Here is a 13,596-nt window from a genome sequence, read left to right as displayed (position 1 = left end):
CGTGCGGGTCAGTCGTCACCCGGAAGTTCGGTGACACGTTCGAGGAGGATCGCCTCCCAGGCGCGGCGGAGCTGGACGCGCAGGAGCGGGACGGGGCCGGTGTCGCCGCCCCGCAGCCCGTCGGCGAGGCGGATCAGGATGTCGCAGCGCGACAGCCACAGGCCGCGCAGACAGGGGCGGGCGCCGTATCCGGCGAGGGTCGCGGCGCGTACGGCGGCGGGGGCGCCGACGGCGATCGCGAGCCCGGCGATGTCCTCGGCCGGGTCACCGAGGACCGCGTCGCTCCAGTCGAGGACGCCGCGCACCCGGCCGTCGCCGCTCACCACGAGGTGCTCGCCCCTGAGGGCATGGTGCACCAGGACCGCGCCCTGGGACTGGGCCGCGAGCTGGACCGCCGCGGGGGCGGTGAGCTGCGCCAGCCGGGCGGGGTCGAACTCGTCGGCGGCGGCGAGCCGCCGGGCGGCGTCCGCGGCGGCGGCCCGCAGCGTCTCCAGGGAGCGCGGTGCGGCGCGCGGAACGCCGAGCGGCTCCGCCTGGCGTACGGGCACCTCGCGCAGGCCCGTGAGCAGCCCCGCCAGATCGTTCTCGCCGAGCGCCGAGACGTCCGGTGCTTCGCCGGTGGTGCCGGGCAGCCGGGTGTCCAGGGTGTAGCCCAGCCCGCTCGCCCACTCGCCGTGCGCGACGCTCACCGGGACGGCGACCCCGACGTGCGGCCGGACCAGATCGCGCAGCCGCAGCTCACGGCGCAGTCGCACGGAGGCGTCACGGTCGGGCGCGAGGCGCAGCACATGGCGGGCGCCGACCCACCAGCTGGAGTGCGCGCCGCCCTCGCCCACGGGCCGCACGTCGGGTCCGGCGCCCGACGCCCCGCTGCCGGGGAGGAGGGACAGGACCAGCCGGCGGACGGTGTCCGCTGTCGGTGTCGGTGCCTGGGTCATGATCGCGCCGTTGTCGTCCGGGGGCGTGGGCGGGGCTCTCGCCGGGTGGTCGGTGGGTACACGTCGCTCGGGTGGGCCGGGTCAGTCGACGATCACCAGCTCGCGGGAGGTGGTGTTGAGGCGACGGCTGCCGTCCGCGGTCACCGTCACGATGTCCTCGATGCGCACCCCGAAGCGGCCCGGCAGATACACGCCGGGCTCCACGGAGAAGCACATCCCGGGCACCAGGGGCATTTCCTCGCCCTCGATCATGTACGGCGGCTCGTGCGTGGTGACGCCGATGCCGTGTCCGGTGCGGTGGATGAAGTACTCGCCGTATCCGGCGTCGGCGATGACCGCGCGGGCCGCCCGGTCGACCTCCTGGCAGGCGACGCCCGGCCGCACCGCCGCCACGCCGGCCTCCTGGGCGGCGCGTACGAGGTCGTGCACCTTGCGTTCCTCGGCGTCCGGTTCGCCGACGTGGACCGTGCGGGAGGTGTCGGAGCCGTAGCCGTGCTTCAGGCCGCCGAAGTCGAGGACGACCATGTCGCCGTGCCCGATGGTGCGCTCACCGGCCTCGTGGTGCGGGTTGGCGCCGTTCGGGCCCGAGGCGACGATCGTGAAGTCGACCTGTGTGTGCCCGAACTGCCGCAGCAGGTCGGCCAGATCGGCGGCGACCTCGGCCTCCCTGCGGCCGGCGAAGGGAACCTTCCGGATCTCCTCGAACGTTGCGTCCGCGGCTGCTCCCGCTGCCGCCAACCGGTCCAGTTCCGCCTGGTCCTTGACGGCCCGCAGCATCGGCAGGGCCTCGGTGAGGGCGACGTGGCCGGTGTCCGGGCGGCGCTTTCCGAGACCGAGCAGGTGCAGGGCCCAGGCGTTGTCGCTGATCCCGTAACGGCCGCTGTCCCGCATCAGCGAGACGGCTGCCTCGTAGGGGTCCTTGCCGTCGGTCCAGTCTCGGAGCGTCAGCGCGGGAGCGCCGGCGGACGCGGCCGCGTCGGGCGCCTCCAGGGTGGGCACGACCAGGACGGGGTCCTGTCCGGGCCGCAGCACCAGCAGGGTGAGCCGCTCCGTCTCCACGGGCCGATAGCCCGTCAGCCACACCAGATCCGGCCCGGGCGCGATCAGAACGCCGTCGAGCCCGGCGTCCGCGGCGGCATCCGCCGCGCGCCGCATACGGGCCGCGTAGTCACCGGCCGTGAAGGGCGCGGGCGTGCTGGTCATCCATACCTCCGTCTGTCCGGAGTTCCCCGGGAGCCTACGGGCAGCATCCTGCCCCTCCGCACAGGCGTGCGCGAGCCGATTGCGGCCGTTGAACCGACCGAACCTAATGATTCGGTGCCGCTGAACCATTAGCACTAATGATTTGATGCTCGCATCCCATTAGTGCGGGGCGCACAGCGGCGGCTGACGAGCCACTTCGGAGCCGCCTGCCGCCAGGTCTCCGCCCCCGGGGCATGCCGCTACGTCGCGATCCCGGGCACGACGGACAGTTGCTGCCGGTTGCCGTTCGCGTGGCGGACGCTCAGGGCTACGGAGGTCCCGGGGCGGGCGTCGGCGACCGCTCGCGCGAGATCGGCGGCCGAGTCCACGCGGGTGCCGCCGAGGGCGAGCAGGACGTCACCGCGGACGACGCCCGCGCTGTAGCCGGGGCCCGGGACACGGACGCCGATGAGGAGCGCACCCTTGCCGCTCGGGGCGTCCACGACCTCGACGCCGAGCGTGGCCCCGGCACCTGCCCCCGCGGCTTCCTTCGAACGCATCCCTGTCGGGGTCGAACTCCCACCACCGGACCCCGACCTGGTGGCGGAGGAAGGCTGCGGTAGTGCGCCTCCCGGCGGCGCGGACCGGCCCGCCTGCTGCTGCAGGTCGGCGAGCCTGCTCATGCCGATCACCGTGGCCCCCACCGTGCCGAGCCCCACACCCGACAGGACCAGCACCGTCCCGACGAACAGTCCGAACAGCAGGGTCGTGAGCCGCCTGCCGCGCCGCCGGGCGGCGTGCGGGCGCCGGGACGCGCTGCCCCCTCTGCGCCCGTCACCCGGTTCCTGCCCCGGCATCGGCTTGGGACGCAACGCAGTCTGTTCCATGGTTCGCCTCCGGATCGCCCCCGGCAGATGCTCTACCCGGCGCTCCGGCGCGCGACGATCCACGAACGAGTGAGACTGACACGTGCGTTCGACCAGGTGGGGGCGCGTGCGTGAAGTGCGCCGCCGCCGGGCTCGCGCCCGCGCCCGATCCTCCCGGAGCGGGCGCGCGCCCCACGCGGACCGGCCGGAATCCGGATGCGGAAGCGGGAAGTCCTGTTGTCGGTGGCGGCTGTTACGTTCTGCGGCATGACCGACCGCGCCCTGCAACTGCTCCGCCGCCACACCCACCTGGCCGAACTGGCCGCGTTCCCCTTCGACTTCGACCTGGAGCGAGCGGACCACGTGGAGCCGGTCCGGCTCGCCTCGGGCGGCCCGCTCCAGCCCGTCGCGGGGGACGACACGGGCGGTACGTACTTCCTGTGCGGGGACGGTTCCATGCTGTACGCCGACTCCGAGGGATCGGCCGGGATCATCGCAAACAGCGTCGACGAGGCGCTGGAGACGATCATCGGGCTGCCGGGATGGCGCGACCATGTCGGCCTCTCGCCGCAGGACGGCGAGGAGCGGATCCTCGCGCGGGTCGCCGAGACGGAGGAGGAGATCCGCGAGAACTACGGCATCGACACCGAGCGCGCCGAACTGCGCACCGCGCTGGGCTTCCCCGAGCGCTCCCCTGTGGAGCTGGTCGGCATGCTGCACGCCGCGCTGCAGCGCACCGAGCCCGACTTCCTCCTCCTCAACGGCGAGGAGGGATGCGCGTACGCGCTGCTCGACCGCCTCCCCCGGCCGCCGCTCCAGGAGGTGGTCCTCGCCGAGGGCCGCGCCGATCTGGCCCGCCTGCGCCGCGAGGACGCACGCACGGCGTGGGACGAGGTGGCCGGGGACGCCGGGCGCCGCGCGCTCGCCCTGCGCGCCGCCCAGTACGACCGCCGGGACACCGACCTGCCGCTGCTGCGCCATCTGCTCCGCCGCGAGACCGAGGCATCCATGACGGACGAACTGCGCCTCGGCGCCGTCCTGGTGGGGCTGCACGGCCTGGCCGAGGACCTGCCGCTGCTCTTCGAGGTCCGCGAGACGACGTACGACACATGGTGCGGGCTCGCCGGCATGCCGGAGCCGGGTGCGAGCGGGGAGGAGCTGCGGGAGTGGGCGCGCGGCCTCGACGACTCGCTCTTCGGCACCGACCCCTCGGACGAGCCGGCGTCCACCTGGACCGATCTCGCGAGCGGGCGGGGCATGGCCGAGCATGTCCGCGTCGCCCTGATCCGCACGCTGGACGAGATCGACCTGCGCGCCTTCGTGAGCACCCGGGACGGCAAGGCGCCGGACAGGTCGGACTCGTACGAACTTGCTTACCTGGACCAGGAGTTCGAGGACCTGGGTGACACCTTCCAGGCACTGCGGGCTCATCGGCTGTACGTGCCGCTGACGTCCACCGCCTCGGACCGCGCCTCGGCGCTTCTGCGGCTCTCCCGGCTGGAGAGGGAGGCCGGCCGGCTGCCGGCCGCCGTCAGCGCGCTGGGGCAGCTGCGCGACACCCTCGCCCGGCCCGCCGACGACACCGTGGCGCACTGGCGCGGCACGAACCTGGGTACGTTCGTCGTCGACGAGCACCACGAGGTGGCGAGCGCGGCCGCGGGCGACCCGGCCCTCGCCGCGGCGGGCCGCGAGGTCACCGAGGCCGCCTCGGCGCTCCTCGCGGAGCTCTCGGAGGCGGCCCGCCGGGCCGTCAGAGCGCCATCGACACCGTCTGCCGGCTGAGGGGCGGCACGGGCACCTGGTCCGGTACGAAACCGTGGGCGCGCCGGGCCAGGTCCGCCGCGCCGTAACGGTGGCAGTCCTGATGCCACTTCAGGATTCCGGACAACCAGTTCTGCAGCTCCGCGACATAGCCGTCCATGATCTCGCGCACCTCCCGCGAGAGCTTGAGGTCGTCGTACAGGATGGGCAGTTCATGGGCGGCGACATGCTCGAACTGCCGCATGCGCTGGGTCATGAGGTCGTGGACGATGCCGAGTGCGGTGGGGTAGTCGCAGCCGAAGAAGTTCTGCACGACGAGGATGCCGTTGTGCACCTCGCCCTCGTACTCGATCTCCTTCTGGTACGAGAACACGTCGTTCAGCAGACACGCGTAGTCCATGGCCGCGTTCTCCAACGACCGTACGGGGCCACTGCGGTAGACGTCCGGCGGGACCTCGGGGCCGTGGCCCATACGGCACAGGCTCATGGTGAGGTCGGAGCCGAAGGTGGCGCGGCGCATCTCCATGTAGTCGACGGGATCCGGGATGCGGTTCTGGAGCTGGTTGAACAGCTCCCACACCCAGCTCTCCGTCATCACGTCCACCGCGGCCCGGAACGTACGCCGCTGGTCCGTGGTCATCGCCGCCGTCGTGCGGGTCCACAGGTCGATCAGCCCGCGTTCCATGCCGTTGACCGGGACCACGGGCTCCTCGCCGTCGACCGGCATACAGGCCGACAGCCGCTCGGTGCACAGCTTGGCGGCCGCCAGATCGCGTCGGTGCCCGAAGACCACCGGGTAGTAGTCGTCGCCGTAGGTGCCCCAGGCAAGCCACTGGGAGCTGAGGTCGAGTTCGTCGGGCGTGGCGTCCGGGTCGAGGCCCGCCGAGCACAGCGGCAGGTCGTAGGCCAGCAGCTTGTCCTCGTCCCAGACGCCCTCCTGGAGCATGCCCATGCCGTGCATCCAAGGAGTGAGCCGCTGCCGGGCGCCTTCCAGGTGCGGGCTGACCGACACCTCGAACGGCATGTAGAACGGCGGGAGTTGGGAGGGGCCGACCTTCTGGAAGGGCATGTGGGTGTAGGCGCGCAGCCGCTCGGCCCCGGCGTCGGCGAGCAGCCCCCGCATGTCGGTGGCGGACGTGCCGAAGACGCCGATCCCGAAGGGCCGCTCCGCGGACAGGGCGCCCTCGTTCATGTAGCGGCTGGAGCGCAGGTGCCATTCGTGGCCGCCCGACTGCCAGTCCTGCAGCCCCTGCGCATACGCGGCGACCGCAGCGACCTCGACAGGGGCGAGCCCCTCCTCCAGGGCCAGCGCGGGCACTTCGGTGAACGCCGTGTGCTCGAACTGATGCAGCCGTGACGTGAGGATGTCGTTGACGGTCTCGGCGGCCTCCTGGGTGGAGCAGCCGAAGAAGGTCTCCAGGACGAGGACGCCGTTGCTGAGCTCGCCCTCGTCCTCGACCTCGCGCTGGTAGGAGAACAGGTCGTTGCGCAGGTGCACACCGTCGGAGAACGTCTCCATCAGCACCCGCAGCGGCCTGGACTCGGCCACGGCGGCGGGCACTTCGGACGTCGCGTACTCCACGAGCCCCGCCGACCAGGGGGCACCGCCCACCTTGCGGCGCATCTCGATGTACTCGACGGGGTTGGCGACGCGCCCTTCGTTGATGTTGGACAGCTCCCACAGCGACTCGTTGAGGAGGTGCTCGGTGGAGACGGCGAACCGTCTGCGCCAGTTGGCCGACATCGACGGCACGGTGCGCGCCCAGAGGTCGGCGAGCCCCGCCTCGACGGGATTCTCCGGCTCCGGTACGGGAGTTGCGAGGTCGAGCGGCATGAACAGCGGGAGCCGGTCCAGGTACGCCTTGCCGCCCTCGCGGTCCTGGCTGCGTTTGAAGATCTCCAGGAAGTGGTCGTCGAAGAAGAACACCCAGACGTACCAGTCGGTGATCAAAGAGAGCGCGGGCCCGTCGCAGTCGGGGTGCGTGTACGCGCACAGCAGCCCGTAGTCGTGCGCGTCGAGGTCGGACTGTGCCCAGATTCCGGAGCCCTCCAGCATGCCCATCCCGCGCGCCCAGTCGGAGGAATGGGCGCGGGCCTCGTCGAGGTGCGGGTTCAGCCGGGCGTGATACGGCATGTAGAAGCGCGGGAGTTGGAACGGCTGCGTCATGGCCGGGCCCTACCCGGGGCCTTCGGAAGCCATCCGCCGCGCCGGACATGATCACACCATCGCGTGAACCACGGACGAAACCGCCCGATTCCCCGGGCCTTGTGACGTTGACTTCCGCGCTCGCAGACTACGGGGGTTCACGCGTCCCCCACTTCCCCGGAGTCCCTATGACCCCCTCCAGAGTCCCGAAGAGCATGAGCCCCGCCAGGTCGGACCACCGCGTGGTGTGGCCGGCGTGAACGGTCCGCAGGCCGCGTCTACCGTGCCCGTTCCCGATGTCTTCGACCCGCGGCGGTACGCCGACGGCGTGCCCCATGCCGCGTACCGCACCCTGCGCGACCACCATCCGGTGGCCTGGCAGGAGGAGACCGAGGTGCTGGGGTGGCCCGCGGGTCCCGGGTTCTGGGCGGTGACCCGGCACACGGATGTCGTGCGCGTCCTGAAGGACCCGGTGAGCTACTCCTCGTGCCTCGGGGCGACCCAGATCCGCGATCCGGACCCGGACGACCTGCCGTTCATCCGGCGCATGATGCTCAACCAGGATCCGCCGGACCACGGCAGGTTGAGGCGTGCGGTCAGCCGTGCGTTCACGCCGCGCCGCATCGAGCGGTTCGAGTCGGTCGCGCGGGAACGGGCGCGCACCCTGCTGGCGGCGGCCGTCGACGAGGCCCGCGCGGGCGACGGCACCTTCGACCTCGTCACCGCGGTCACCGACGACTACGCCCTGCTCAACCTCTCCGACCTGCTCGGCGTACCGGAGCGCGACCGGGGGCTGCTGCTGCACTGGACGCAGCGCGTCATCGGCTACCAGGATCCCGACGAGGCGGGCCCGCCGGTCCTGGACGCGGACGGGGGGCCGGTCAATCCGCGCTCCCCGGCCATGCTGCGGGACATGTTCGCCTACGCCCGGCAGCTGGCGTCCCACAAGCGGCTGCACCCCGGCGACGACGTGCTGACCACGCTCGCGGCCGACGCCGAACTCGACCCGGCCGAACTGGAGATGTTCTTCTTCCTGCTCACGGTCGCGGGCAACGACACGGTACGCAGCGCGGCACCCGGCGGCCTGCTCGCACTCGCCGAACACCCGGACGAGCACCGGCGCCTGCGCGAGGGCGGGATTCAACTCTCCACAGCTGTCGAGGAGTTGCTCCGGTGGCATCCGCCGGTGCTCACCTTCCGCCGTACGGCGGCCGTGGACACCGAGCTGGCCGGGCAGCCGATCCGGGCGGGCGACAAGGTGGTCGTCTTCCACGCCTCGGCCAACCACGACGAGCGCGTGTTCGCCGATCCGCACCGGCTCGACCTGTCCCGGACGCCGAACCCGCACGTCTCCTTCGGGGACGGCCCGCATGTCTGCCTGGGCGCCCACTTCGCCCGTCTGCAACTGCGCGTGCTGTACGAGGAGGTGCTGCGCGCACTGCCGTCACTGCGCCCCGCCGGGCCTGCCCGCCGCCTCGTCTCCAACTTCATCAATGGCATCAAGTCGCTGCCGCTGGAGGTCAGTTGACCTGGATGAGGGCATGCGTGCCGCTCACCCGCCAGCGCTGTTCCTCAGCGGCGACGAGCGCGGCCTCGGTGTGCGCGTCGAGGCCGACGATCACATCGGACTTGAGGGTGCGCAGGGCCGCGACCGGGCCCGGGAAGTACGCGGTGACCGCCGCGAAGGCAGTGGTGGGCGGACGGAGGCGATCGCCCACCAGGCGGCGGTAGTTGAGGTCGCCCTTCACAAGGGTGACGTCGGCCTCGGCGAACTCCCGGCGCAGGTCCTCGGGCATGTCGGCGTACGGCAGCGGGGCGCAGGAGAAGGGGTGGGCCCGTACCGTGAGGCGGCCGTCGGCCATCGCGGACCAGAGGCGGCGGCCGGACTCGGCGGCCGCGCCCTGCGCGGAGGTCAGGCGGCGCAGTGCGTCGACGACGTCCGCGGTCGTGGCGTCGGAGACGTAGTACGGGTACGGCTTCACGTGCAGGACGGCCCGCTCGGCGTGGCGGTGGCGCAGGAGATGGTCGATGAGGAGCAGGTCGGGGATGAGTTCGCGCCCGGCGTTGTCCGCGACCAGGCAGACGGTGCCGCCGGTGATCAGCGGCCACAGCAAGGCGCTGTCGTCCGCGACGAGTTGCCCGGCGGCCGCGGCGCCACCGGTTCCCGCGAGGCTGAAGCCGAGGTCCGCCCGGTTGCCCCACAGCGCTCCGTGCAGCAGCGCCCGCCCCTGCTCCTCGACGGGCCGGTCCGCCAGCGGGTCGAGCGCGGCGAGCTCCTCGTCCGCCTCCGGGGTCCCCAGTTCCGCGAGCTTGAAGGGACGGAACGGGTCGATGCCGTTCCAGGGGCCGGGGGTGAAGTACCCGACGGCTTCGAGGAGTTGGCGGTAGAAGTAGCTCTCGGACCAGAGGAAGGGCACGTCGAACCAGGAGCGGCCGAAGTGGCCCTGCCCCCAGGTGTCCCACTGAGCCCGGTCCGCCGCCGCGGGGCCCAGCGGCTCGATGACACCCTCGGCGCTGTTCTTCAGCAGGGCGTCGAGCGCGCGGTGCTGCTCGGGGCCGTACGGGAAGGCGTCCCGTACCTTGCGGATGAGCGCCGGATGCCGCTCGGCCAGCACGCTCCAGGGGAACGAGCCCGGTTCGTTGCTGAGGATCACGGGCGCGTCGGCGGGTTCGGGCAGGTCGGCGGGTTCTGGCATGCGGCTCACCGTACCCGGCGAAAACGAAGGGGCCGGCCGGCACACGCGCGCCGGTCGGCCCCTCCCCCCGTGGGCGGTCTCAGAAGGTCAGGTTCCAGCTGTTGATCGTGCCCGTGTCCTGCGCGGCCACGTCCTGGACCTTGAGCTTCCAGGTGCCGTTGGCCGCTTCGCTCGACGCGTCGACGGTGTACGTGGTCTTGACGTCGTCGGCGGAGTCCGAGGTGCTGGACGCCTTGAGACGGTAGGTCGAACCGTCCGGGGCGACCAGGTCGATCACCAGGTCACCGCGGAAGGTGTGGGTGATGTCGACGGCGACCTTGAGGGCCGAGGGCGCGTTGCCGGTGCGGCCGCTGACGGTGATCGGCGACGTGACGGCCGAGCCCGCGTCGGGGACGGCCACGGCCGAGGTGCTGCTGAAGGTGGTGCCGCTCGTGGATCCCCCGGAGCCGCTCACCGCCTGCACCGTCTTGGTCGCGTCGGCGAGACCGGCGCCGCAGCCGCCCGAGCAACTGCCGGGCAGGGCACGGGCATTGGTCTTGATGGCCGACTCGACCTGGGCCGGGGTCAGCGCGGAGTTCGCCGACTTCATCAGCGCGACCAGGCCCGCGATGTGCGGGGTGGCCATGCTGGTGCCCTGGTAGTACTCGTAGGACTCCGAGGACGGCGTCTTCGTACCGGAGTTGAGCGTGGACAGGATGCCGTTGGCGGTGCCGGTGCTCATCTCGCCGCCGGGGGCGGAGATGTCCACGAGGGAACCGTAGTTGGAGTACGAGGCCTTGGCGCCGGTGCGGCCGGTCGCGCCCACCGAGATGACGTTGTTGCAGTTGCCCGGCGAGTGGTTGGAGACGTTGTCGTTCTCGTTGCCGGCCGCGACGACGACCGTGGTGCCGCGGTTCACGGCGGCCGTGATGGCGCTCTGCGTGGCGGACGAGCAGGCGCCGTCCCCGCCCAGGCTCATGTTGATGACCTTGGCGACGTTGGTGTTGGCTGGGACGCCGGAGACGCTGCCGCCGGACGCCCAGGTGATGGCGTCGATGATGTCGGAGTCGTAGCCGCCGCACTTGCCGAGGACGCGCAGCGGGGAGATCTTCGCGTTGTACGCGATGCCCGCGACACCCTTGTTGTTGTTGGTGACTGCGGCGATGGTGCCCGCGACGTGGGTGCCGTGCCAGGAGGAGTCGCTGGCCGGGATGTTGGCGCCGCACTCGTTGGCCGCGTAGTAGTCGCCCGGGTCGGCCGGGTTGCTGTCCCGTCCGTCGCCGTCGACGGAGACCGCGGTGTCGGAGATGAAGTCGTAGCCGCCGACGATGTTCGCGGCGACGTCGGAGTGCGTGACGTAGCCGGTGTCGATGACGGCGACGGTCACGCCGCTGCCGGTGGAGGTGGCCCAGGCACCCGGAACGCGCATGCCGGCGGTGGCCTCGAAGAGGTCCCACTGCTTGCTGTACTCGGTGTCGTTCGGGTCCGCCTGCGGCTTGTTGAGGCGGTCCGGTACGACGTAGGCGACCTGCGGGTCGGCCCGGTACTCGGAGATGACGTCGGCGACGTCCGCCGCGGCGAGTTCGTCACCGAGGTCGACGAGCGCGGCGCCGGTGCCGAGGCGGCGCGTGAAGTCGAGGTCCTCGCCCGCCTCCTTGCCCTTGGCCTCGGCGTCGGCGGAGGCGGCCTTGTTGGACTTGGCCTCGGCGGCGCCGGACTTGTAGCCGACGATCAGGCGCTCGGCGGGGGCGGCGGTCGGCTGCGCCGCTGGGGCGGCGGTGCCGTCGGCAGGGGTCTGGGCGACGGCGACGGCGGTGGTCATTCCGGCCATCAGGGTGACCGACAGCGCGGCGACGGATATCAGCTTCCGTCCGGCGCCGCGGGAGGGGGAGGTACGCAAGGGGCTTGGGCCTTTCCCTGGCCTGCTCCGTCCGGGCAGGGCGGGCGCGGAGCAGCGGTCTGATCGCTTCGTCGTCGAAGCGGCGGGGGGTGAAGACGTGGGGAAACAGGTGAGGCAGGTGAAGACGGACAGCTGCGCGGCGGCCGGCCATGCGCGAGCGACGTGTCCAGGGGTTGCCTGTGCGTCGGCTGTGCTCGAACGATAGGCAAAGGCCGGGTAATACGGATACAGAGGAAACCCTCGATCCGGCCGAGAAGCGACCCTATGCGCGACCCGGTTGCCCCTCTTTGCACCCTTTGCGGGAAGCCCCCCTAGGGCTCGCATCTGAACGCACGGCACCTGCTCCCCGTACTCCTCGATGCCACCCCCCACCCCACCGCCGAGGAGTTCCCCGGATGACCGCACATCGCAGGGCCGGCGCGGCCGCGGCCGCCATGGCGGCCCCGCTCCTGCTGACGACGTGGGCCGCGGTGCCGGCCCAGGCCCACGGCGCGCCGACGGATCCGGTCAGCCGGGTGTTCGCCTGCTCCCCGGACGGCGGTGACCGGGCGAGGACCGCGGCCTGCGGGGCGGCGATCGCCGCGAACGGCGCCCCCTTCACGGACTGGGACAACCTCCGGGTCGCCGACGTCGGCGGCCGGGACCGCGAGGTGATCCCCGACGGAAAGCTGTGCAGCGGGGGCCTGCCCGCCTACAAGGGCCTCGACGTCGCCCGCGCCGACTATCCGGCGACGCGGCTGACGCCGGGTGCGGCGTTCACGCTCGCCTACAGCTCGACGATCCCGCACACGGGCACCTTCAAGCTGTATCTGACGAAGCCCGGCTACGACCCGACGCGGCCGCTGACGTGGTCCGAGCTGCCGGCGAAACCGTTCGCGACCGCCACCGATCCGGCTCTGGTCAATGGCGCCTACCGCATCAGGGCGAAGCTGCCGTCCGACCGGACCGGCCGCCAGCTCCTCTACACGATCTGGCAGAACACCAGCACGACGGACACGTACTACTCGTGCTCGGACGTGGTCTTCCCCGACGCCGGGAAGACGAACGCCGGAAAGACGGGGGCCGGGACGACCGGGACCGGGAAGACGGGGTCCGGGACGGGCGGTGCGGACTCCGTCGCCCGCACCAACTCCCCGGCGCCCGCCACGAGTTCGGCGGCCCCGAAGCCGGACACGACCACCGCATCCGCCGAGGCCGGGGCCAAGGCCGGCGCCGGCGCACCGGCGCCTCCCTCCGACGCGCCGCTCCCGGCCGCCGACAGCACTCCGGACAACAGCTCCCGTGTGTCGCTGGTCGCGGGTGCCGCGGCGGCGGCGCTGATCGTCACCACGGGCGTGGCGGTCACGCTGGGCCGGCGGCGGAGCCGTCGGCCCAGGTGACGCCCCGGGTCGGGGTCAGTTGACGAAGACCGCCGGGCTGCCCTCCTGGCTGGTGTCGACGACCGGGGCGTACTTCGCGGTGAAGTAACCGTTGCTGAAGCACAGCGTCGAGCCCGAGGTCTTGGTGAAGTGCTGGGCGGCGAAGGCGATGGAGTTGTCGGCGTTGCTCGCCGTGCCGGAGAGGCTGGGCGCCTGGTAGACGCAGTTGATGGTGCCCAGCAGGGTGCGCAGCTTGACGGTGGTCTGGATGGTGGAACCGGCCGCGGGGGTCACGGTGACGGTGCCGTCGGAGGCCACGGTCGTGGTGTACGGCAGGTTGTCGACCAGGATGCTGGTGACGCCGAGGACGCCGGTGACGTTGCTCGTGCAGCTGCTGCTGCCGAAGGTGTGCCCGGTGAGGGACTCGGTGGCCGTGCCGGGCGCCGCCGGGTTGTCGGTGACGGTGGCGGTGAACGTGGACGAGCTGCAGGAGACGCCGCTCGTGCCGGTGCTGCTGGAGTAGAGCGTGGCCGCGGTGCCACTGGCCAGCGAGGCGTTGAGGACGTCGCCGGTGGCGACGGGGGTTCCGCCGGCGCTTCCGGTGGTGAGCACCGGGGCGTCGTCGGCCGAGGCGGGGACGGCCGCGGACAGCGAGAGCGCCACGGCTGCGCCGGCGAGGGCGAGGAGGGATCGAGTACGCATGGGGGGTGCCTCTTCTCGATGAGGGTGCGGGTGGCCGCTGTCGGCCCGTGACGCCTTCTCCGTGCGGC

The 13,596-nt window shown here is 72.1% G+C and carries 10 protein-coding genes; 3 read left to right on the top strand and 7 right to left on the bottom strand.

Features of this window, described 5'->3' with window-relative positions; genetic code table 11:
- Nucleotides 1–8: 8 nt before the first annotated feature.
- The 3 genes from ABZS97_RS23320 to ABZS97_RS23310 form a co-directional block, all read right to left on the bottom strand.
- A complete protein-coding gene (locus ABZS97_RS23320) occupies nt 9–938 on the bottom strand; it encodes an aminoglycoside phosphotransferase family protein (RefSeq protein ID WP_356140245.1) in 930 nt (309 codons plus the stop codon).
- An 81-nt stretch (nt 939–1,019) separates the two neighbouring features.
- On the bottom strand, nt 1,020–2,141 hold the full coding sequence (locus ABZS97_RS23315; RefSeq protein ID WP_356140244.1) for an aminopeptidase P family protein: 1,122 nt from the start codon (nt 2,139–2,141) through the stop codon (nt 1,020–1,022).
- A 239-nt stretch (nt 2,142–2,380) separates the two neighbouring features.
- On the bottom strand, nt 2,381–3,007 hold the full coding sequence (locus ABZS97_RS23310) for a PDZ domain-containing protein (protein WP_356140243.1): 627 nt from the start codon (nt 3,005–3,007) through the stop codon (nt 2,381–2,383).
- A 246-nt stretch (nt 3,008–3,253) separates the two neighbouring features.
- Here ABZS97_RS23310 and ABZS97_RS23305 point away from each other — a divergent pair, with 246 nt between their 5' ends.
- Nucleotides 3,254–4,768 carry a hypothetical protein gene (locus ABZS97_RS23305; RefSeq protein ID WP_356140242.1) on the top strand — a complete coding sequence of 505 codons (1,515 nt, stop codon included), beginning with the start codon at nt 3,254–3,256 and terminating at the stop codon, nt 4,766–4,768.
- Here ABZS97_RS23305 and cyc2 read toward each other — a convergent pair.
- Nucleotides 4,737–6,914: a germacradienol/geosmin synthase Cyc2 gene (gene cyc2, locus ABZS97_RS23300; RefSeq protein WP_356140241.1), complete on the bottom strand. Its 2,178-nt coding sequence runs from the start codon at nt 6,912–6,914 to the stop codon at nt 4,737–4,739. The genes ABZS97_RS23305 and cyc2 overlap by 32 nt on opposite strands.
- A 235-nt stretch (nt 6,915–7,149) precedes the next feature.
- On the opposite strand from cyc2, the gene ABZS97_RS23295 reads away from it, so the two are divergent.
- On the top strand, nt 7,150–8,421 hold the full coding sequence (locus ABZS97_RS23295) for a cytochrome P450 (RefSeq protein WP_356140240.1): 1,272 nt from the start codon (nt 7,150–7,152) through the stop codon (nt 8,419–8,421).
- Here the strand turns inward: ABZS97_RS23295 and ABZS97_RS23290 are convergent.
- Both ABZS97_RS23290 and ABZS97_RS23285 read right to left on the bottom strand, forming a co-directional pair.
- Entirely contained in the window at nt 8,414–9,589 is a 1,176-nt protein-coding gene (locus ABZS97_RS23290) for a damage-control phosphatase ARMT1 family protein (RefSeq protein WP_356140239.1), read from the bottom strand. The genes ABZS97_RS23295 and ABZS97_RS23290 overlap by 8 nt on opposite strands.
- A gap of 79 nt (nt 9,590–9,668) precedes the next feature.
- The gene (locus ABZS97_RS23285; protein WP_356140238.1) at nt 9,669–11,468 is read right to left on the bottom strand and encodes a S8 family serine peptidase; all 1,800 of its coding nucleotides are present in this window, start codon (nt 11,466–11,468) and stop codon (nt 9,669–9,671) included.
- Nucleotides 11,469–11,863: 395 nt separating this feature from the next.
- On the opposite strand from ABZS97_RS23285, the gene ABZS97_RS23280 reads away from it, so the two are divergent.
- On the top strand, nt 11,864–12,847 hold the full coding sequence (locus ABZS97_RS23280; protein ID WP_356140237.1) for a lytic polysaccharide monooxygenase: 984 nt from the start codon (nt 11,864–11,866) through the stop codon (nt 12,845–12,847).
- A 15-nt stretch (nt 12,848–12,862) separates the two neighbouring features.
- Here the strand turns inward: ABZS97_RS23280 and ABZS97_RS23275 are convergent, their stop codons facing one another.
- On the bottom strand, nt 12,863–13,528 hold the full coding sequence (locus tag ABZS97_RS23275; RefSeq protein WP_356140236.1) for a Tat pathway signal sequence domain protein: 666 nt from the start codon (nt 13,526–13,528) through the stop codon (nt 12,863–12,865).
- Nucleotides 13,529–13,596 lie beyond the last annotated feature (68 nt).

Origin of the sequence: Streptomyces sp. NPDC005485 (genome assembly GCF_040606085.1) — a bacterium.
Taxonomy (GTDB): Bacteria; Actinomycetota; Actinomycetes; order Streptomycetales; family Streptomycetaceae; genus Streptomyces.
This window is presented reverse-complemented; position numbering and strand designations above follow the sequence as displayed.